A 21015-nucleotide genomic window follows, 5' to 3' on the forward strand; every position below is an offset into this window, starting at 1 on the left:
AAGAGGGGGTTTCCTTTCGGAATGAACGGTGGTACGAAGGTCGTATGATTTGGCTTTTTAAGAAGATCTTTGGACTTGGCATCGCAATTGCCCTCGTCTTTTTCGCCCTCCATTTCCAAATCGGCGGCCGGCCGGCCAAGGACTACGTGGTGGACGTTTACCGGTCCGCCATCGTCCAGGAGGCCATCCGTCAAGGCAAGGACTCGATCCTCTCCTACCTCCGCAAGGACATCTCGCCGCCGAACGAGTCCGAAGGCGAGTCCGCCCCGCCCATGGAGCACCTGGACGACGACGAGCGCCGCGAGCTCGAGGACGTCCTGAAAAAGGAATCCCGCTGATTTTCCGTGTTTCGCCTCGTACCTCGCATTGTCGCCGGCGCCTTTCTCGTTTTTCTGGGCATCGCCGGCGTGAGCTACATGCAAAAACGTTTTGACCGCTCGGACGAAAAGAGGGCCCTGGAGGCCATTCTTGCCCGGGTGCCGGACGTCTCCGACCCGGCCATGTGCCGCGCCGAGATGGCGTCCCGGGCCCTCGGGGACGTCCGCGTCACCTGCGGCGAGCGGTCATGGATCGTCAATCTATTGAGCGCCAAGATCGCCGAGGAACATGCCAGCCCCGCTCCGTGACTATTTCGAAAAGGCCTTGAAAGACCTCGGCCCCCAGCATTGGTGGCCCGGGGAGACGCCCTTCGAGGTGTGCGTGGGGGCCATCCTCACGCAGAACACGGCGTGGACGAACGTCGAGAAGGCGATCGGGAACCTCAAGGCGCGCGGATTGCTGGATCCTCACCGGATGAACGCCCTGCCTCCGGCGGAATTGGCCCAACTCGTCCGGCCGGCCGGTTACTTCAACATCAAGACGAAACGCCTGAAGAGCTTTCTCAAGTTCCTCATCGAGGAATACGAAGGAGATCTGGAGCGGATGAAGTTGGAGCGGGCGGAAAGTCTTCGGGAGAAGCTCCTGTCCGTCCGCGGCATCGGGCCGGAGACGGCGGATTCCATCCTTTTATACGCCCTGGAGAAACCGGTCTTCGTGGTCGACGCCTACACCAAGAGGATCTTCACGCGGCACGAGGTCTTAAGCGATGAGGCGGACTACCACGAGATTCAAGACCACTTTGCGCGCCACTTGTCCACGGAGACGCGGACATTCAACGAATTCCACGCCCTGATCGTGAATGTGGGGAAGAACTGGTGCCGTCCCCGGAACCCCGATTGCGACCGTTGCCCGTGGAAACCCTATTTGCCCCGCTGATCGTCCTTGTGCTCCATCTTGGCCTTCACAATGATGTAAATGGCCCCGTAGGCCAGGACGGCGATCACGCCCAGGATGACGAAAAGGATGATCTTGGGATTGTCCCAGACGAGCTTGAGGGCGCCCACGGCGAAGAGCAGGAGGGCGAAGGAGATCGCATGGACGCGCCAGTTCACGCCTCAAGAATAGCAAACTTCTAGTTCTTGATCACCGACAAAACCGAGGCCTCGGGCTTAAGGTATTTCCTGGCGACGCGCAGGATGTCCTGCCGCGTCACGCGCTCGATCCGCTCCGGGTAGCGGAAGATCTCGTCGATCGGCATGCCGTAGCAGGCGTGGTAGGCCATCAGGGCCGCCACCGAGCTGTTCTTTTGCAGGTCGAGCTCGTAGTTGCCGATGATGAACCGCTTGGCCCGCTCGATCTCGTCTTCGGAGGCCGGTTCCTTGCGGATCCGGTCCAATTCCTCCCGGATGCCGGCCAGCGAGTCGTCCAGCTTCGAGGTGTCGGTCCCCATGTAGACGGTGATGGAGCCCGGCTCGATCCCTTCCTGCGTCGAGCTGGAAACGGCGTAGGCGAGCCCGCGCTTGTCGCGGAGCTCGATGAAGAGGCGCCCGCCCTGGCCGGCCAGGACGTAGTTCATGACCTCCAGCGCGAAGCGGTCCGGGTGCCTCACCGTCGTGCCGAGAAAGCCGTAGACGATGTGGGCCTGCAGCTTGTTCTTGCGCGTGATCACCTCAACCGGCTTCGAGGGCGGCTTGGGGAGGGGGATTTTTGAAAACCGGCCGCGCTTCGCCTTCCAGGCCGCGAGTTTGTCGGTCAATCGTTCCCTGACGTCGCCCGGCGAGACGTCTCCGACGACCGAAAGCACGAGATTGTCCGGACGGACGGTGTCGAAATAGTGCCGCATGAGGTCCGCCCGGCGGAGCCTTCGGACCGTCTCCGCGGTCCCCATCGTGGGAAGACCGTAGGGGTGCGTGGGGTAGAGGGCGGCCATGAAACGCTTCATCGCGAGGCTGGAAAGGGAATCCTCCTCGTTCCGGATGGCGGTCAGCGTGTGGCCTTTCTCCTTCGCGACCTCGTCCTCCGGAAAACCCGGATGCAGGAGGACGTCGAAGAAAAGGTCCAGACCCTCGACGATCTTGTCGGACAGGAAGGTGCCCGAGACGCCCAGGAGATTCCGGCCCAGGTAGCCGTCGATGTGCCCCGAAAGGCTTTCCGATTCCTCGGCGAGTTCCCGCGCCGTCCGGTGCGCCGTGCCCTTGGTCAGGAGCGATTGGATGAGGTGCGAGGAGCCGTTGTTCCTGCGGGTCTCCGAACGCAGCCCCCCCAAAGACGCGCTCCGGATGGAGACGAGCGGGAGGTTCCGGTTCTCCCGGACCACGACCCGCACGCCGGAGGGGAGCCGGAAGGACTCGATGGAGCCTTCTTTCTTGCGGACCTGCCTGGGTTTTTTGCCGTTCTCGACGGCCTCCGTCAGCCAGCCGGAGAGGCGGTCCCGGCCCCAGGTCTCGCGTTTCGGATGGCAGAGCGCGAAGGAGATCCTCTCCGGGATGAAGTAGTTCTGGGCCATGCGCTGGACGTCTTCCGGCGTCACCTCCGCCAGGCGGCGGTAATAGACGTCTTCGAAGTCCACGTCGCCCGCGATGCCCTCGAAATAGCCGATCTTCCGGGCCTGCGACTCCACCGTCTGCCTCTCGTAGATCCGGGCGCTCCGGAGCGACTCGCGGGCGCGCGCAAATTCGACCGTCGAGGGCGGCTCGTGCTTGAGCTTCTCGATCTCCTCCCAGACGCCGCGCAGGGTCTCGCGCAGGGCCTTCTCCTTGAGGACGCCGCCGACGATGAAGAGGCCCGGGTGCCGCGGCGTGTAGGCGTAACTGGCGATCGCCGTGACGAGGTTTTTCTTTTCCTTGATGGACTGCTCCAGGCGGCTGCTTCCGCCGCTCCCCAGCACGTGCGAAAGGAGGTCCAAGGCCGGGATGTCCTCGTGGGTCAGACCCGGAACGGGAAAAGAGAGGTCGAAGTAGCGCCCCTCCACCTCCATGCCGCGGGCGGTGATGCGGCGCCCGAGCTGGGGCGGCTCGGCCGGGATTTTCTGGACGGGGGCGGTCCCGGACGGAATCTTCGAAAATAGGGTCTCGACCTTGGGCAGGACGTCCTTGATCTGAAAATCGCCGACTCCGATGAGGATCAAATTCGACCCCACGTACCAGCGCTTGTAGAAGTCCATGAGGTGCTGGCGCGACACGCCCCGCACCGTCTCGCGGTTCCCCGCGATCGGCCGCCGGTAGGGGTGGAGGGAGTAGGCGGACGTGAAAAGGTCCTGGCTCACCATCTGCGAGGGGTTGTCCTCGGATCGGGAGATCTCCTCGACGACGACCTCCTTCTCACGCGTCAGCTCCGTCTCGTCAAAGGTGGGGTCGATGGCCGCGTCCGCCAGGATGTCCAGCCCCACCTCCATCTTGCGTGAGGACATGTTGATGTAAAAGACGGTCTCGTCGAAGCTCGTGTAGGCGTTGATGTCACCGCCCGAGGCCTCGACCTCCTTGGCGATCTGCCCGACCGGGCGCCGCCCGGTCCCCTTGAAAATCATATGTTCGATCAAGTGGCACAGCCCCGCTTCGTCGTCGGTCTCGTTGACGCTGCCGACGTTCGACCAAAGGTTCCAAGACACGACCGGGGCCGTGTGGCTTTCGAGCAGGAGAACGCGGAGCCCGTTGGAGAGGGAGGTCTTGAAGGGTTTGTGCATAGGCCGGTCAGAATAAAGTATTCGTCCTTGATTTCAAAGAAGTTTAAAATCACATTTCCCCCGATGCTCGAGATCCTCCTCATCCGCCACGGCCAAACCGACTGGAACCGCGACCGGCGCATCATGGGGCGCAAACCCGTGCCGCTGAACAAGGCCGGACGGGCGGAGGCGCGGGCGCTGGCCAAGGCGCTCAAGGGCGTGAAGATCGACGCGCTTTACACGAGTCCCGTGCTGCGGGCGGTCGAGACCGCGGAACATCTGCGGGACGGGCGCAAGACAGCGATCCGACACGCCCAAGAAATGGCCGAAATCGATTACGGCCGGTGGATCGGCAAGACGTTCGAGGAGGTGATCCCGGAGAAGGCCTTCCGCGTCTATCACAAGACGCCCCGCAAGGCTCAGGCGCCCGGCGGGGAGCGCATGAGGGACGTTTACCGGAGGACGATCCGGTTCATCGAAACGATCCGGCGTCGCCACAAGGCGGGGCGGATCGCCGTCGTCAGCCACGCGGACGTCATCAAGACCGTGCTCGTCCATTACCTGGGCATGGACTACGACCATCTCCTCAAGTTCCGGATCGACAACGCGTCCATCTCCCTGTTGTGGTTCTACAAGGACCGCGCGCGGGTCATGGCGGTCAACGCGCTTGCGGCCCCGCACAAGCTGTTCGGTTTGGTCGACCTGCTGAGCCCCAACGTGAAGGCCGCCCCGATTCGGAAAGCGCGGAAGAAAAACAAATGAGCGGCAAAAAGGAAGAAATCGCCGAGCTCGAGCGGCAGATCCGTCACCACAACGAGCTCTATTTCGAAAAGCATGCCCCGGAAATCTCCGACTACGAGTTCGACCGCCTGGTCGAGCGTTTGAAGAAGCTCAGGCCCGACTCGCCCGTCCTGACGGAAATCCCCCCGGAAGGGCCGGTGAAGGAGTTCAAAAAGGTCCGGCACACCTTGGAAATGCTCTCGCTCGACAAGTGCTACAACGATGAAGACTTCCAGTCTTGGATGGAAAAATTTGATAGCGACGTGATCGTCATGCCGAAGATCGACGGCCTGGCGACCGAGCTGCGCTACGACGAAAAAGGCCATCTCGTCTTGGGGGCCACGCGCGGCGACGGAGTGGTCGGCGACGACATCACGGCGAATGTGAGGATGATCGCGGACGTTCCGCACAAGGTGCCGAAGGGCCCCGTCGAAATCCGCGGCGAGATCTACATGCCGCTCTCCGTCTTCAAGAAATACAAGGATGAGTTCGCCAACCCGCGCAATCTGGCCGCCGGCGCGGTCAAACAGAAGGACCCCCGCAAGACCCATGAGTACCGACTTTCGTTCTTCGGCTACGACCTCCGGGGCGTGGACGTGAGGACCGAGCACGACAAGTTCCGGATGATCGAGTCGTTCGGAATCCCCACGGTCGAATACAAGAAGGTGAAGAGGGACCTCGAGGCGCTCAAGGAGGCCTACGAGTATTTTCTGAAAAAGCGGGACAGGCACGACTACGAGACCGACGGCGTCGTTTTTCGCGTCGATTCCCTCGCCGAGCAGGAGCGCCTGGGCGTGACCGCCCACCACCCGCGCTTCGCCATCGCCTACAAGTTTCAGGGGGATTCCGGGACGACGACGCTGAAAGACGTGGAGTGGAGCGTGGCGCGCACGGGCGTCATCACGCCGGTGGGGATCGTCGAGCCCGTGGATCTCTCCGGGGCGACGGTGACGCACGTCACCCTCCACAACTACGGCCTGATGATGAAGCTGGGGCTCCGGCACGGCTCGAAGGTCGTCCTCATCCGCAGCGGGGGCGTGATCCCCAAGCTGGAGGCGGTGGCGGAGGCGGGCCATGGGCGGCTCTTCAAGGCCCCGGAGAAATGCCCGTCCTGCGGGGAGCCGACGGAGGTGAGGGACGACTTCCTGTATTGCACGAACAAGCACGGCTGCCGGGCCGCGAAGATGCAGGAGCTGGAGCATTTCATCAAGGTGATCGAGGTGGACGGCTTCGGCGAAAAGTTGATCGAAAAACTCTACGACAACGGCTTCGTCCTCGATCCAGCGGACTTCTACACCTTGAAGAAAGAGGACCTCCTCGAGCTCGAGCGCATGGGCGAGGTGCTGGCGACCAAGCTCATCGGGAACGTCCAGGACAAGCGCGAGCTGACGCTCGACGTCTTTTTGAGATCCCTGGGAATCCGCGAGTTGGCCAAGCACGCCTCCAAGCTCCTCGCGCGGAACTACGGAACCTTGGAGAAGCTACAGGAGGTCTCGGAAGAGGAGTTGTCCGCCATCCATACGATCGGCCCCATCATCGCCAAGGAGGTGGTGGAGGGATTGAAGAAGAAGAAACCACTGATAAATAAGTTATTGAAGCATGTCCGTGTAGGGCTGCGATCAATCGCGCCCCTACAAAAAACGGGCCCATTATCCGGCAAGAAATTCCTGTTTACGGGTTCTCTGATCGCCATGGAACGCGGCGAGGCCGAAAAACTCGTCGAGGCGAAGGGCGGCGAGATCGCCTCGGGCGTGACGCAGGACCTCGACTACCTCGTCGTCGGCGACGGCGGCGGGGCGGGGTCCAAGCTCGACAAGGCGAAGAAGCTGCAGACCAAAGGGGGCAAGGTCGCGATCCTTTCCGAGACGAATTGGAAGAAGCTGGTCGGTCTCTAGATTCTCCACAACATACCCGGCGGGGGGGCGATGATGCCGGCGAAGGAAGCCCTCATGAACGCCATTGCGGCCGGCATCGCGGTTACGCTGCCATTGACCGCTTATCCCGTCGGCCTCGGCTTGGCGACCCTTTCCCAGGGTCCCGTCGGAGACGGCCCCTGGCATGGCCTGCGGGTGGAATACCCAAAACCCTCCCGAGGGGTCGAACGGGTCTTCGAAGACCGATCCTCTTCTTCTGCCGGGATTGCGCCGGAGCGCCGGGACTTCATTTTCGAGGGCAAGGGCGACGAGAAGTTCAGACCCGTCCGCAGGGAAGATATCAAGGGGATCGACCCGATCCTCCGCAAGCTCGAATCCATCCTTCACTATCTCAAGAATTTTCAAAGGCTCCGCGGGACCCCATTCCGTATCCCCCGCGGGATCATTTTTCACGGCAAGCCGGGCGCCGGGAAATCGATGACCGCCTGCTTTGTCGCCTCCGCCACCGGCGCCCGTTTCGTGAACGTCCGCGATTTCCCGGGCGTGAAGGGTTTTTTCCGCAAGGACGACGTGAAGGAGCTTTTCGCCCTGGCCCAGCAATACGTGGAACAGAGGGGCCGGCCCATCGTCCTTTTTTGGGACGAGTTCGATACGATCGCCGTCAACCGCAATACCGCCGGTCTTTCCGATGAGAAGAAGGAGGCCGTGACCGAGCTGACCTCGCGCATCCAGGGCACGACCGAACTGCCGCCGGGCGTCCTCGTGATCGGCGCCACGAACAACTTCGGCGTCGTTGACCCCGCGCTTCAACGGAAGGGGCGCCTGGGGCTCCACCTGGAATTCCAGTCCCCGAATTTCGAGGGGAAAAGGGCGCTTCTCCGGGACTTCGTCGGAAAACTGCCGCACGCGGACGACATCGACGACGAGGGCCTGGCGGGGCTTCTGAAAGGGGACGCCGTCGCCCCGGACATCGCGGACATCGTCGCCGAGGCCTATCGCCTCTGCCAGATTGAGAATGAGATCACGGGAGCCCCCGTTCTCCTGACCAATGAGAACCTCAGCCGGGCCTTCATCGAATATCTTCTGGGCCAGAGGGATGACTTCTCCCGCGACGCCGTCCGGGAGTTCCGGGACGCCGTGCACGAAATCGGCCACGCCCTCGTGGCGACCCTTCTGGGCTTGGATGTCCACTTGACGACGATCATCCCCACGCCCGGCGCCAGCGGAAAGACCTTTCGGAATCACCACAAGCCGTTCGCCTCCATGGAGATGCTCATGGCCTCCGTCGCCAGCGATTTCGGAGGGCAGGAGGCCGAGAGGATTTTCGGTTTTCCGCCGGACCTCGGATCCACGGACGATCGCCGCCAGGCGGCGCACAGCTTGAGCCGGTACGTGCATGAATTCGGCCTGGGTTTGACGGCCCCGGGGTTATCCTACTCGGGGATCGCCGGATTCCGGATCCAGGCGGGGATGGACAGTCCGGCCATCAGCGACCGGACGCTCCGCGAGCAGGAAGAGGACATTCTGAAGATCTACGTGGAACAGAGGCGGCGCGCCGCCGGCATTTTAGGCGACTTCGGGCGCGACCGGATCGAATGGATGGCCCGGAGACTGGTCGAGAGAAAAGCGATCCTCAAGGCGGAGCTTAAGGCCCTGATCGCGGAGGCGGAGCGCCGGCTTCCGAGGCAGCTTCGTCTGCCTCAGGTCGAATGATTTAAAGAATCCAAATGCCGCCCCAGGGGCGCCGTCGCGCCCGCGAGTTTCAAGTCAGGCGTTCCGCCGATGGGGTCGAACAGATTGCGGTAGGACGTCTTGACCTCTTCGAGCATGTCTCCCGCGAGACGCGCCGAGCGCTGCAATTCTTCCGTGCGCGTCGTCACGTCGAACTTTCCCCAATTCCGGGTCAGGCGGTGGAGGGCGTCCGCGATGCCCTGCCAGCGGTCATCCCCGAAACCGCACCCGTAAAGGACCTCAATCAACGTTCCGATCTTGCGCGCCTGGATCGGCGAGATCGCTTCGGCGGGATCAAAGGCGCAGAGGTTTGCCGACGCCTCGTTCAGGCGGGCGGCGGTCTGCATGAGATCGTGGCGCTGCTCGGCCGTGAGGTGGTCGCTGCGCATGTCGAAGGTCCGTCGGACGGACGCGGCGAAGCCTCCCAGGGTCTCCAAGGTCAGCGTGTGAGGCCAGTTCAACTCGTCCTTCAAGGCGCGGCTCATGGTCTTTCCCAACGACTCAAGGGCGTCGAGTTCGTCGTTGAAGACCATCATGGCCCCATATATCTGCACGCCGTGACGCAGATCGATGGCTTGGGCACAGGCGCCGAGTCTCTCCTTGATGGAGGCGAGACCCATGATCGCCCGGAGGTCGTCCAGGTCATGGAAGGCGTTGAGCCGGACGGCCGCTTCCTGAAAGAGCGAGGGCTTGAAGATCAAACGGGCCAGGTTGTCTTGAGAGATCAGGTCGCTTAAGCCGGAAAGTCCAGAAAAAGCGCGTACTTGGCGGAGCCCAGCGAGGGCGAGGCTGGACAATTCGGGAGAAATCCCCGCAAGACGACTTGCGAAGGACGCCTGCAGAACGACGAGAGAGGGGAGGGTCGCGATGGAACTCATGCCGCTGGAACTCTCCTTGCGAGCGAGGAGAGGTCGGCGAGTGATCCGAAGAGTTGCTAAATACTAATCGATCAGCCAGCGGATGAGGGAGGCGACGGGGCTGTCGCCCTGCTGGATGGGGACCTCCCCCCGGTAGATGCTGCCGTTGACGGGGTCCAGGGTGACGACGTCGCCTTCCTTCAAAGTGATCCCGCCAATGGTGGCGGTGCGGCCCTCGCGGTCGACGGTGACGGGGATGCCGCCCACGTGGGGCCGGTTGCTGGCGCGCAAGTCGCCCTCCAGGTGGGAAACGCCGTTGCCCTCGTTGAAGATGGCGGCGCCGGCCTCGAAGGCATAGGCCGCGCTTTTTCCCGCGTCGGCGTTGTCGGTGACGAAAATGGCCTGGAGGCCGGCCGCCTGCAGGGCTGTGATGCCGGTTTCATCCAGGGCGATGGCGCCGATCCAGGGCCGCCCTCCACCCTTCGCCTCCGAGGCCAGGACGGTTTCGCCGCCCTGAAGATTCAGCCGCACGGCGCTCAAGGCCCCGGCGAGTCTTTCGCGCCCTCCCAGGAAGGCGATGCCGGACTCGCGGGGCATCCGTCCCTCGCGGATCATTTGAACGGCCCAGCGGACCTCGTCCTCGTAGCGAAGCTGGGCGCGCCGGACCTGGAGCAGCCAAATGCGGCCGCGCTCGACGGCGTATTCCACCTCGACCGGGTAATGAAAGTGGTCCTCGTAGCGCCGGATGCGCGCCGCCAGTTCCTCCGCGACCGGGGCGTCCATCGTATCCTGGCCGGGATGATTCCCGGAGACCAAGTCGATGCCGTGGACCTGGCGGCCGTAACGCGTGAGGGGGGCGCCTTCGCCCGTGGAGGAAGCGAGTCCGAAACCGCTGGCCGGGTCATCGTTGGTCTCGATCCACTCTTGCACGATGACCGACGTCCCCATGTCTTCCGGAACGCCGTTGATGCGCCGGTAGAGTTGCGCGGAAGGATCGTTCCAGCTTCCGTAAACCTTTGCGACGGCGGCAACGGCCTCGTCGCGGCTGCCCACCTTGATGACCGTCAAAAGGGTCCCGGGCATGCTGACCGCGGCGCCCGAGCGGATGGAAACCCGGAGGCCGCCGTCGGCAAAGCCCTTGCCGGTCCGGCTCTCCAGTTCCTTCAGGGCCCGGTCGATCTGGGCCAGTTGATCGGCGTTCAAGCCCGCGTCTTCGGACAGGAGAACCGGGGGAAGCGCGAAGCCGGCGGGAACGGGCTCACCCATGCGAATGAGTTCGTTCAGTCCCTTGCCCTTGTTCCCCAGCTGGTAAAGATCGTCCTCCCGGCCCTCGCCCAGAAAGATGGGGGCATAAGGGCGAGGCGCGGCCTTTTGTTTGTGGAAGAGGGAATTCAGGACCTGCTCGGAGCGGTTGTGATTTCCGTTGCCGGCGTGCAGGGCGGCCAGGTGCTGGCCCAGGGGAAAGAGGGCGCTGGTGCGGTAGAGGCTTCGCGTGAAGCTGCGGATGTCGGATTCGCTCAAGCCCCATTTCTTGCCGTGGGTTCGGACCAGGTCGTCGAAGAGGGAGTGGTAGGACGTCTTGACCTCCTCCAGCATGTGGGCGGCCAAGACGCCGTAGCGGCGGAGTTCCTCGGCCCCGCGGTCGGGGCCCAACGCCGGCCAGTTGCCGTGGACTTGGCGGAGACGTTCGGCCACGGCCAGCCAGCGCTCGTCTCCGAAGCCGGTTCCATGGAGGACCTCGATCAAGGTCGCCATCTTCAGGGCCTGCTCCGCCGTGCCGGTTTCCTCGGGGTTGAAGGCGCCGAGGCCGAAGGCCGTGGCGTCGAGCCCGATGGCCAGGCGCATGAGATAATAGCGCTGCTGGGTGTCGATCTCCGCGCCGTGTGCCTCGAACGTCCGGCGGAGCGAAACCGCGAAAGAACCCAAGGCGTCCAAGGTGACCTGCTTGGGCCAATGGAGTTCGTCCTTCAAGGCGCGGCTGATGGAGGATTCCAGGATGCCGAGGTCGACGCCGCCCCGGTAGACGTCGTCATAGAGCTCCAGGCATCTTTCGAGGAGGGGGATCGCCTTTTCCGGTCCCTCCGCGCGGGCCTGGGTCAAGTACTGCACGATGACGGCGCGCGAATGGTTCTCGTGCATCGTCTCCCGGAAATAGCCCTGGGCGTCGTCGTCCATGATCTTCGAGACCTGGACGGCCAGGTCGAGCATTTGAAAGAGCTTCCTGGTGATGGCGGTCGGCGTCCTCCGGTAAATCTGCACGCCTTCGCTGAGCGACAATTGCTCGGCGTAGGCCTGGAGTCTTTGCTCCATGGGATGAATGCGCACTCGTCCCTGAAGTTCGCGGATGTCGGTGAAGATCCGGTGGGCGATCTCCCCGGTCGAAAGGCGCTGGCTGAGGTCGACCTCGGGCAGCTCGGCCGCGTGCGAGAAATCCGCACCAACCATGTCCATGGCGCAGGAGGTCGGCGCGTAACTCGTCTTGGGTTCGGCCGTCCCGGCCATGCCGCCTTGAAAGACCTCGCGTTCCACGTGCTCCGGGAGGTTCAGGACCCGGGCGACGCTCTGGAAAAGCGCGGGACTGCCCGCCAGGCGCGCCAGATTGTCGGGACGGGTCAATTCCCTCAGGTCCGACAGCCCGCCGAAGCCCTCGATCCGGCGGATGCTGGATAGAGCCGCATCGGTCGTCACGGTCGAGACTCCCCCAATGGCCGTGTTCAACGCACCCTGCAGAAGTCCCAGTGATTGTGGCGGAACGGTAAAAGTCATGATCCCCCTCGCGCGGGTTATCGGCCTGAAAAGGTAAAAGTTGTGGGTCTTTGGGGCGGGCGCCGGGTCCGGCGGTTACTTGTCCGTCAATTCGAACATTTTCTGCAATGATTTCAGGGCTCCCGGAAGGATCTCGGGCGGGATCGTGATCTCGGGCGTTAGGTCCCGGAGGCAGAGGTAGAGCTTCTCCAGGGTGTTTTTTTTCATGTAGGGGCACTCGTTGCACGCGCAGGCGTTGTCGGGCGGGGCGGGGATCAGGACCTTGTCCGGGGCCTTCTTCTCCATCTGGTGGAGGATGCCGGCCTCGGTGACGACGATGAATTCCTTCGCCGGGCTCTCCTGCACGAACTGCAGGAGTTTCGAGGTGGAGCCGATGAAGTCGGCGTGCTTGAGCACCGGCGGTTCGCACTCGGGGTGGGCGATCGCCAGCGCCTTCGGATGACGCATCTTGAGCTGGACCAGCTTCTTCTCGCTGAAGATCTCATGGACGATGCAGGTCCCGTTCCAGAGGACCATGTCGCGGCCGGTCTTCCTGATCAGATAGGCGCCCAGGTTCCGGTCCGGGGCGAAGATGATGGGCTGGTCTTTCGGGATCTGCGAGACGATCTTTTCGGCGTTTGAAGAAGTGCAGATCACGTCGCTCATCGCTTTGATCGCCGCCGAGCAGTTGATGTACGAGATGACGACGTGGCCGGGGTGCCGCCTTTTGAATTCGGAAAATTCCTTCGGCGGGCAACTGTCGGCCAAGGAACAGCCCGCTTCCAAGTCGGGAATCACGACCGTCTTGGCAGGGTTGAGGATCTTTGCCGTCTCCGCCATGAAATGGACCCCGGCGAAGGCGATGACGTCCGCAGTCGTCTTTTGGGCCCGGCGGGCGAGCCCCAGGCTGTCCTCGACGTAGTCCGCCAGGTCCTGGATCTCGGATTCCTGGTAGAAGTGGGCGAGGATCACGGCGTTCCGCTCCTTCTTGAGGCGCAGGATCTCGTCGACGAGGTCCCCTCGGGGGTCGATCTTCGGCGCGGCGCTGGATTCAATCGGAGCCATACATTAAATCTAAGTCCCTGGGTGCGAGGGTGTCAAATCGACGGGACGATGGAAGTCGGCTGGTCGTCTCAAGCGTCGCATGACAACTGAACGGCAACTCTTGTTCCCGCCTTCCGATAAACAGGCCAAGGATCGTTATGATCAATCCCGGTTTTCAGACGGTTGCCATCGTGACCACGCGCGCCCTGGCTGAATCGAGATTCGAGGAGTCTCAAACGGCGCTCGCTGGATTCATGGACAGGCTCGGCAATGAAATCGCCCAGGCAGGGTCCTTTGCGGATTCCTATTTTGCCGGTCAGCCCAAGTCAGGGGGGTTCCCTGGGATGCCCTTAAGGGATTTGTCCGACAGGAACGATTGGGCGTTCACGACGTCCTATGACGATGCCGAGGACCAGAAGCGGAACGATCTTTTTCGTAAGTTTCTGTCCGACGAGTTCCGTATCGCTTACAGAGAGGACATAGACGTCTTGGCCAAGGAGGCGCTCTCGAACGAGTTCTTCCTTCCGATCCAATCTTTATGTCGTGGAATGTTGAACCTGACCGTCGCTTCGGTGGAGCACGCCCTTCATTCCGTCACTCTCTTGTCGGGTGCCGCCCTCTTCCATCCTTTCCTCAACCAGGGAGGCCTATCGAACCAGGTCAAGATGAAGGATTTCGGTCGTGCCTTACAGGGGGCCGGTGTGACGCCGGATCAGGAGGTCCTGGATGACTTCCTGGCCATCAAGTTCCTGCGCAACGCCTACGTGCACGGCTCTTGGAAAATCAATCAATTATCCTGGCTGCAGAGTCGTGGTTTCCCGGCCAATCTTCATCAGTTCGATCCCTCCCATTGGCGCAAGATGCAGGTGACGCAGGCGGCGATGATTGATTACATTTTAGGGGCGGCGCTCTTCGCAATGCCGGATCTCCACGTCATCTTGTATCGAATCCCCTTGCTCCGGGCACTCTATGAATCAAAAACGATCCCCCTTCAGTTTTCTTGACGGCTGGGTTCCGACATCGGCGCCGCGCTGGATTCCATGGGACCCATAGAGTAAGCCCAAGTCCATGGGCGCGAAGGTGGCAAACCGGCCGGGCCGACAGAACCGCAAGAGGGAAGAGGCCAAGGCCCTGGTCCGGGGCCTTTCGGAGAAATTCGGGAAATCTTCGGTCGAAACCGATCCCGTTCGGTACGTGCATGCCTACACATCCCCGAAGGACCGCGAGGTCGTCGCCCTTCTCTCGGCCCTGCTGTCCTTCGGGAACGTCAAATCGATCCACGCCTCCATCGCCAGGGTCTTGGAGGTCGCCGGTCCGTCGCCCTCGGAGTTCGTCCGGGGGTTCAAGGCGGAGGCATCGGAGGCCGTCTTCAAGAGACTCGGCCACCGGTGGGTGAGGGGGGCCGACCTGCTGCGCCTCTTTGACCTTCTCAAGTCACTGACGCTCCGGTTCGGCGGCGTGAAGGAGGCCTTTCTGTCCCACTATCATTCCACGGACCCGCACGTGGGGCCCATGCTCGAGCGGTTTTCGGACGACGTGTTTTCCAAGCTTCATAAGCCCGGGCTTTCGCGGGGCTTTCGTTATTTCTTCCCGTCCCCGGCCGACGGCTCGCCCTGCAAGCGGCTCTGCATGTTCCTCCGTTGGATGGTCCGCCCCGCCGACGGCATCGACCTCGGGCTTTGGCCGGAGATCCCGGCCTCGAAGCTCGTCATCCCCCTCGACACCCACGTCTGGCGCTTCGCCCGTCGGTTCCGCCTGACGCCTTACAAGAACCCCCGCTGGGAGTCGGCCCTGCACGTGACCGAATTTCTCAAGGAAATCGAGCCCTCCGACCCGGTCCGCTACGACTTCCCCATTTGCCACCACGGCATGGAGGAGGGGTGGTGAACGCTCCAAGTCATTGAACTTATTTGACTTTATCCCATAGATTTTTAAGGGCAACTTTTCCATTCCCCCACCGATAAATCTGCAGGGGTTGACGTGTATGAATAAAATCTCCTTTTCTTTAACCGTGGTGGTGTTGCTCTTGGCCGGCTCGGCCTGGGCGGCGCCTTACAGCCTCAAGGATTCCATCCGGGAGGCGATCGTGGCCCAGCCCAAGATACCCGGTCCCGGTGACCTGGGGACTCCCCCGGTAAGCCACTGCACGCCGGGCACGGACACCGACGCCGACTGCGTGGCGGACGCCGACGACAACTGCCCGTACACCGCGAATGCGGACCAGGCCGACGCGAACTGGGACCACATCGGCGATGTCTGTGTGAACGACTATGACAATGACACCGTCAACAACGACACCGACAACTGCTACGCGGTCGCGAACACCGACCAGGCCGACCTCGACGGCGACGGCGTGGGCGACGCCTGCGACATCGACCGCGACGGCGATGGACTGACCAACGACGTGGGAGAATCCGCGTTTGGGACGAATCCCGACAACTGGGACACCGACGGCGACAACGTCTCCGATTATTACGACTGCGCGAAGAACGACAACACGAAGGCCGTTTCTCCCGACTGCGACATCGTGACGGTCATCGACAACGTGCCGGCCAACCCGACGCCGATCGACCCCGACATCAACGCGCCCGGCCGCGACGACGACGGCGACGGCGTGCCGAACGCGAGCGACAATTGCCCGATCATCTTCAATCCCGGCCAACAGGACAGCGACGGGGACGGCATCGGGGACCTCTGCGACATGCTCCCGGGCCGGCGATCCGAGGTGCTCTTCATCAAGGGCGGCGCGGACGGCATGGGCGGATGCTCGCTGATGAGATAAGCGGAAAAGGTTGGAATCCCTCGAAGGCCCCGGGACCCCACGGTCCCGGGGCCTTTTTTTTCGCGTCGAACACCGACTGCGTCGGTGCCGCGCCCCTTCGGGGCTGGCCCGCGGCTACGCGGCTGATTCAAGCCCCGGTATCCGGCGACAAAATAAAAAGGCCCTCAAGAAGAGGGCCTTTTTATTTTGTGAGCGGGAGACGGGGATCGAACCCGCGACCTCAAGCTTGGGAAGCTCGCGCTCTACCAACTGAGCTACTCCCGCACCTTCAAAAATCCAAGACCGGGCTGTCCTGATCGAACGATCAGGGCTCCCGCAATGAACTCACTCGTAAGCGGAATGTGCCCGAAAATCAATAAGTAAACGGGATTTTATAAAGTCTTCCAGTGCTTCATTTCAGAGAGAATAAGCTTCGCAAAGGGAGCGATGTCCTCATGGACGGAAGCTTGCTCCAAGGATTCCATATACTCTTTGCGTCGTTCCACTCGGATCACCGTCCAGTTGTATCCTCCCGACACCAGCATCAAATTCATGAGAAACCGGCCGATACGACCGTTCCCATCCATATAAGGATGGATATACACAAAAATAAAATGACCGAGCACGGAACGCACGGCAGCGCTTTCTTCTTGTTTGAGTACCTTGAATAAAGTCTCGATGGAATCGGTCACCGCACTGAAGGGGAGAGGCACATGCCTGGAATTGCGAATATACACCGGAGCATTCCGATAACCTGCCAGATCCGAGGCCTTGAGCAGGTTTGCTTGCACCGATGGAGAAAAGAGTTGTCGGTACCAAGTTTGTAAATCTTCTTCGAAAATCTCTCCCGCGGACTTTCCCCGTTTGAAGACCTTATCGACGCTATCTATGACGGTCTGAAAGGCATCGTGATAGCCCTTGGCGGCCAAGGCGTTCATTTGGTTTTTGTCGTATTCACTGCTTTCCGGGTCCCAATTTCCGTCCGCGATTTTATTGATCAGCTCTTCAGTGACTTGATAGCCCTCGATGGACAGAGAGTGGTAGGCGTCTTGCGAATAGAGTTCTTGTATGACCTTTAAAGTCTTACCGGCGGTTTTGGGCAAGCCAGGTTCATCAGGAAAGATTTTAAGAACGTACGGCCTCATTTTTGCCCATAGGGCTTCGATCCGGCCGGAGTAGGGGGAGTCTAGTTTGATATGGCCGCTAAACGTCGGCTCATAACTCTGAAACGGATTCACCGGCTTGAGAACATTTCCCGCCGCCGCCATGTCACCGACGATCTGCTTTGCTTTGTTTGGTTCTCCAAGAGCGTCATAGGCACCGGCCAGCCGGCTCGCCGCATTCACCGATTGAGTATCCAATAAAATACGCGAAACTTCGGCAACTGAAGTGAGCAATCGAAGGGCTATCTCGGCATTCAGCGGTTTATTGGAATAGTAAGAGGGGGCGAGTCTGCACAAGGCAAGGGCGAGTGGCATGACATTAAGGCCGTTTTTATTTTCAACCTCGGCCGGGAAATTCTTGTTGTCCGCATAAAGAAACAACGAAGTGTTGTGTGGCAAATCGATCGTTTGGTTGCTGTTCTTCTTTGTGATGATCGTCAATTGGTTGGAGATAGCGTTTTCACCCGAATGCAGGTCAATCGAGGTTTCTGCGGAGAGGCAATATCCATTTTTGCCGAATCTGTCCGAGAGATAATACTTTAGGAACGACCAAAATCCCCCAAACCAAGCCGTACTGGTGCCATCGGCACCGGGCTTAGTGAGTAGGTACCAGCCCTTCATGACCTCCATCAGGCAACCGGCGGCGGAAAGGCGCTCCTTGACCCCACGCTCCAGATCCGAAGCCCTAAGCACCCCTTCTTGGCTGGCGGCCTTAGCCTTTGACAAGGCTGTAGCCAGCAATTTGTTAGGGGACTCCTTCTGTGTTTTGTCTGATGCCATACCAAGTATAAATACTAGAAGTTGCTGCTTGTATTTACTAGAACATTAAGATACTTCTTACTAGAAGTTAGTGCAATATCTTTCTAGAAGTTGGTGCATCTGTTTTTCTTCTCTTTTCCCCACCCATGCACCTCCTTGAAAATCAAGTGGCGTGTGGGGTAGAGAGGCGCCTTCTTGCAACAACTCCAATTTCCAATCTTGACCTTGGCCGTCTCCTCCCAGAGCCTTTTTCTGGCCGGCTGGAACGGTCAGGGAGGGGTGCAGGGGTGGCGCGACCATCAAAGGGCCCATGAAGACGTGCCCATGGCGCCTGGGCCGGCGTTTCCGTTCGTCTCCCGTCTCCTGGCATTGAACGAGGCGTCTCCAATCCCGGGAAACCCGGTCCATGTCCACATCGTCTCCAGGCAAGAGCCTTCGGTCTCGGTGCGGTTTCTCAATTCGTTGGAGGCCCACGGTTTGAGAAAGCATTACGGGAAGGGGTTTGAACAGGGGGTTTACTTGAACGGATCAAGCCCCTTGGGCGCCCTGGAGGTCAACCGTCCTCACCTTTTCCTTTCAACCCGGTTTCGGGAAGTGCGGCGGGCGCTCGCGCGAGGGGTTGCGGCGGCGCATTTGCAGCCTTTCGTTCCGCCCGGCGGGACGCTCTCGGGAGAAAAGGGGAGGCTGACCGTCGCCCTGGACGGCGACGCGGTCGTTTTCGGCGACGAATCGGAGGCCGTCTACCTCCGGGGCGGGCTGATGGCCTTCGAAGAGGAGGAGATGCGGCACGCGCATGAGCCCCTGAGCCGGGGGCCTTTATACGGGTTCCTGATCGCCCTGGGGAATCTCCGGGCGGTCTTTCGGGAGGCCTCCGAATCGCCGCTCCATCTCCACCTCGTGACCGCCCGGGGCTTCGCGGGCCAGAAGAGGGCCCAGCGGACGCTCCGCGGATGGGCCGTCCCCTTCGATCAGACCATTTTCCTGAGCGGGGCGGAAAAGGGACCCCACCTCCGCCGCTCCGGGGCCACGATCTTCTTCGACGACTCCCTGGGCAACGTCCGCTCCGCTCATCAGAACGGCGTGCCCGCCGCGCACGTGCCTTTCGGGGTCAAAAATGACCCGAAGGCCGGACGGAAAAAGCCGTAAAAATCCCTCGACTTCCGCCGACTTTTTGAGCTAAACAGTCCGGCTTTCCGCAAGACCAATAACGAAGTGAGGATGATTCATGGGTTCCATCGAAAAGGTCAGAAACATCGGTATTTCCGCGCACATCGACTCGGGCAAGACGACGCTCACCGAGCGCATTCTCTTCTATACGAAGAAGATCCATAAGATCGAAGAGGTTCGCGGCAAGACGGGCGTTGGCGCCACCATGGACTTCATGGACCTGGAGCGCGAGAAGGGCATCACCATCCAGTCCGCAGCCACCTACGCGCGTTGGAAGGATATCGAGATCAATCTGATCGACACGCCGGGGCACGTGGACTTCACCATCGAGGTCGAGCGCGCGCTCCGCGTCTTGGACGGGGCCGTCCTCGTCCTCTGCGCGGTCTCGGGCGTCCAGAGCCAGTCGATCACCGTCGACCGCCAGATGACCCGGTATCACGTCCCGCGCATCGCCTTCGTCAACAAGATGGACCGCGCGGGCGCCGATCCCGTCCGGGTCATGCACCAGCTCCGCGACAAGCTCGGGCACAACGCCCACATGATCGCCGTGCCGATCGGCGCCGAGGACCAGTTCAAGGGCGTCATCGACTTGGTCGAGATGAAGGCCAATTACTACGACGGCGACAACGGCGAGATCATCCGCATTGAAGACATCCCAGCCGACCTTGCCCCGCAGGCCAAGGAGCTGCGCCACGAGCTTGTCGCCGCCATGGGCGACTTCGACGACGACGTCGCGCATCTTTATCTGGAAGACAAGGACGTCTCCCCGGATCTGCTCCGCAAGGCCCTCCGGAAGGCGACCCTGAGCCTCAAGTTCATCCCCGTCATGATGGGATCGGCCTATAAGAACAAGGGCGTCCAGATGCTCTTGGACGCGATCGGTCACTATCTGCCGGCCCCGAACGAGGTGAAGAACGAGGCGCACGACCAGGACAAGGAAGAGGAGAAGGTGGAGCTTCAGTCGGTGCCGGACAAGCCGTTCGTGGGGCTCGCGTTCAAGCTCGAGGACGGACGCTTCGGCCAGCTCACCTATATGCGGATCTACCAGGGCAGGATCGCCAAGGGCGAATGGATCATGAACTGCGTCAACCAAAAGAAGGTCAAGATTCCCCGCCTGGTTCGCATGCACGCCGACGAGATGAACGATATCGAATCGGCCCAGGCCGGCGACATCGTCGCCATGTTCGGCGTCGAATGCTCTTCCGGCGACACGTTCACCGACGGCAGCATCCGCTACACGATGACCTCCATGCACGTGCCAAACGCCGTCATCTCGCTGGCCATCGCGCCCAAGGACAAGACCGCCACGGCGAATTTCTCGAAGGCGTTGAACCGGTTCACCAAGGAGGACCCCACGTTCCGGGTCCATCGCGACGAAGAGTCGGCGCAGACGATCATCTCCGGCATGGGCGAGCTTCACCTTGAGATCTACATGGAGCGCATGAAACGCGAGTACGGCTGCGAGGTCATTTCCGGCAAGCCGCAGGTCGCCTACCGCGAGACGATCACCGCCAAGACGGATTTCATGTACCAGCACAAGAAGCAGACCGGCGGTTCCGGCCAGTACGCCAAGATCGGCGGCATCTTTGAACCGCTGCCGGCCGACGCGGTGCAGACCTACGAGTTCGTGGACGAGATCGTGGGCGGGCGCATCCCGCGCGAGTTCATTCCGTCCTGCGACAAGGGCTTTCAGGAGCAGCTGAAGAAGGGCCTGTTGATCGGTGCGCCGGTCGTGGGATTCCGCGCCATCATCAACGACGGCGCCTACCATGACGTCGATTCCTCCGATATGGCGTTCCGCATCTGCGCCCAGACGGCGGTTCGCGAGTTCTACAATCAGTGCAAGCCGATCATCTTGGAGCCCATCATGCGGCTTCAGACGCAGGCGCCCGAGGAGTTCCAGGGACCCGTGGTCGGCCAGATCAACCAGCGCCGCGGCGCCATTCTCAGCACGGGGACGGTGAACAAGTACGTTCAGGTCGACGCCGAGGTGCCGCTCTCCGAGATGTTCGGTTATTCGACGGACCTGCGAAGCGCGACCCAGGGCAAGGGGGAGTTCCAGATGGAGTTCCTCAAGTACGCCCCCGTGCCCCGCAACGTCCAGGAAGAGCTCGTGAAAAAATACCAGGAAAAGCGGGCCGCGGAAAACAAGTAA

17 protein-coding genes and 1 tRNA gene are annotated in these 21015 nt (G+C 61.3%); 11 read left to right on the forward strand and 7 right to left on the reverse strand.

What is annotated here, in order from left to right:
• Positions 1-44 precede the first annotated feature (44 nt).
• Genes VLJ37_07650 through VLJ37_07660 form a run of 3 tightly spaced genes read left to right on the forward strand, consistent with a single transcriptional unit; the run spans position 45 to position 1254 of the window.
• Positions 45-338 (forward strand): hypothetical protein, encoded by a 294-nt coding sequence (locus VLJ37_07650; protein HSA59544.1) that lies wholly within the window; start codon positions 45-47, stop codon positions 336-338.
• 6 nt (positions 339-344) lie between these two features.
• On the forward strand, positions 345-626 hold the full coding sequence (locus tag VLJ37_07655; protein ID HSA59545.1) for a hypothetical protein: 282 nt from the start codon (positions 345-347) through the stop codon (positions 624-626).
• Positions 607-1254, forward strand: coding sequence for an endonuclease III domain-containing protein (locus VLJ37_07660; GenBank protein HSA59546.1), 648 nt, complete (start codon positions 607-609; stop codon positions 1252-1254). Before VLJ37_07655 ends, VLJ37_07660 begins: the two co-directional genes overlap by 20 nt.
• Here the strand turns inward: VLJ37_07660 and VLJ37_07665 are convergent.
• Both VLJ37_07665 and VLJ37_07670 read right to left on the reverse strand, forming a co-directional pair.
• Positions 1239-1430 (reverse strand): hypothetical protein, encoded by a 192-nt coding sequence (locus tag VLJ37_07665; protein HSA59547.1) that lies wholly within the window; start codon positions 1428-1430, stop codon positions 1239-1241. The two genes, VLJ37_07660 and VLJ37_07665, sit on opposite strands and share 16 nt — an antisense overlap.
• A 20-nt stretch (positions 1431-1450) precedes the next feature.
• On the reverse strand, positions 1451-4000 hold the full coding sequence (locus VLJ37_07670) for a pitrilysin family protein (protein ID HSA59548.1): 2550 nt from the start codon (positions 3998-4000) through the stop codon (positions 1451-1453).
• A gap of 63 nt (positions 4001-4063) precedes the next feature.
• On the opposite strand from VLJ37_07670, the gene VLJ37_07675 reads away from it, so the two are divergent.
• Genes VLJ37_07675 through VLJ37_07685 form a run of 3 tightly spaced genes read left to right on the forward strand, consistent with a single transcriptional unit; the run spans position 4064 to position 8346 of the window.
• Positions 4064-4741, forward strand: a complete 678-nt coding sequence (locus VLJ37_07675; GenBank protein ID HSA59549.1) for a histidine phosphatase family protein — start codon at positions 4064-4066, stop codon at positions 4739-4741.
• Positions 4738-6654 carry an NAD-dependent DNA ligase LigA gene (gene ligA, locus VLJ37_07680; GenBank protein HSA59550.1) on the forward strand — a complete coding sequence of 639 codons (1917 nt, stop codon included), beginning with the start codon at positions 4738-4740 and terminating at the stop codon, positions 6652-6654. The genes VLJ37_07675 and ligA overlap by 4 nt, the downstream gene beginning before the upstream one ends.
• Positions 6655-6687: 33 nt before the next feature.
• Positions 6688-8346, forward strand: a complete 1659-nt coding sequence (locus tag VLJ37_07685) for an AAA family ATPase (GenBank protein HSA59551.1) — start codon at positions 6688-6690, stop codon at positions 8344-8346.
• Here the strand turns inward: VLJ37_07685 and VLJ37_07690 are convergent.
• The 3 genes from VLJ37_07690 to nadA form a co-directional block, all read right to left on the reverse strand.
• Entirely contained in the window at positions 8334-9242 is a 909-nt protein-coding gene (locus tag VLJ37_07690; GenBank protein ID HSA59552.1) for a hypothetical protein, read from the reverse strand. The genes VLJ37_07685 and VLJ37_07690 overlap by 13 nt on opposite strands.
• A 63-nt stretch (positions 9243-9305) precedes the next feature.
• On the reverse strand, positions 9306-11987 hold the full coding sequence (locus VLJ37_07695) for a PEP/pyruvate-binding domain-containing protein (protein HSA59553.1): 2682 nt from the start codon (positions 11985-11987) through the stop codon (positions 9306-9308).
• A gap of 75 nt (positions 11988-12062) precedes the next feature.
• The gene (gene nadA, locus VLJ37_07700; protein ID HSA59554.1) at positions 12063-13031 is read right to left on the reverse strand and encodes a quinolinate synthase NadA; all 969 of its coding nucleotides are present in this window, start codon (positions 13029-13031) and stop codon (positions 12063-12065) included.
• 137 nt (positions 13032-13168) lie between these two features.
• On the opposite strand from nadA, the gene VLJ37_07705 reads away from it, so the two are divergent.
• The 3 genes from VLJ37_07705 (at position 13169) to VLJ37_07715 (ending at position 15792) form a co-directional block, all read left to right on the forward strand.
• Positions 13169-14014: a hypothetical protein gene (locus tag VLJ37_07705; GenBank protein HSA59555.1), complete on the forward strand. Its 846-nt coding sequence runs from the start codon at positions 13169-13171 to the stop codon at positions 14012-14014.
• A 64-nt stretch (positions 14015-14078) separates the two neighbouring features.
• Positions 14079-14897: a TIGR02757 family protein gene (locus tag VLJ37_07710; protein HSA59556.1), complete on the forward strand. Its 819-nt coding sequence runs from the start codon at positions 14079-14081 to the stop codon at positions 14895-14897.
• Between the two features lie 97 nt (positions 14898-14994).
• The gene (locus VLJ37_07715) at positions 14995-15792 is read left to right on the forward strand and encodes a thrombospondin type 3 repeat-containing protein (GenBank protein HSA59557.1); all 798 of its coding nucleotides are present in this window, start codon (positions 14995-14997) and stop codon (positions 15790-15792) included.
• A 191-nt stretch (positions 15793-15983) separates the two neighbouring features.
• On the opposite strand, the gene VLJ37_07720 is transcribed toward VLJ37_07715, so the two are convergent.
• Positions 15984-16056 (reverse strand) — tRNA-Gly (locus VLJ37_07720).
• Positions 16057-16163: 107 nt separating this feature from the next.
• The gene (locus tag VLJ37_07725; GenBank protein HSA59558.1) at positions 16164-17714 is read right to left on the reverse strand and encodes a Fic family protein; all 1551 of its coding nucleotides are present in this window, start codon (positions 17712-17714) and stop codon (positions 16164-16166) included.
• 198 nt (positions 17715-17912) lie between these two features.
• On the opposite strand from VLJ37_07725, the gene VLJ37_07730 reads away from it, so the two are divergent.
• Both VLJ37_07730 and fusA read left to right on the forward strand, forming a co-directional pair.
• Positions 17913-18839 carry a 5'-nucleotidase gene (locus tag VLJ37_07730; protein HSA59559.1) on the forward strand — a complete coding sequence of 309 codons (927 nt, stop codon included), beginning with the start codon at positions 17913-17915 and terminating at the stop codon, positions 18837-18839.
• A 79-nt stretch (positions 18840-18918) separates the two neighbouring features.
• Complete coding sequence (gene fusA, locus VLJ37_07735; protein ID HSA59560.1) at positions 18919-21015, forward strand: elongation factor G; 2097 nt, start codon at positions 18919-18921, stop codon at positions 21013-21015.

The sequence above is a fragment of the bacterium genome (assembly GCA_035454885.1).
GTDB lineage: Bacteria > UBA10199 > UBA10199 > JACPAL01.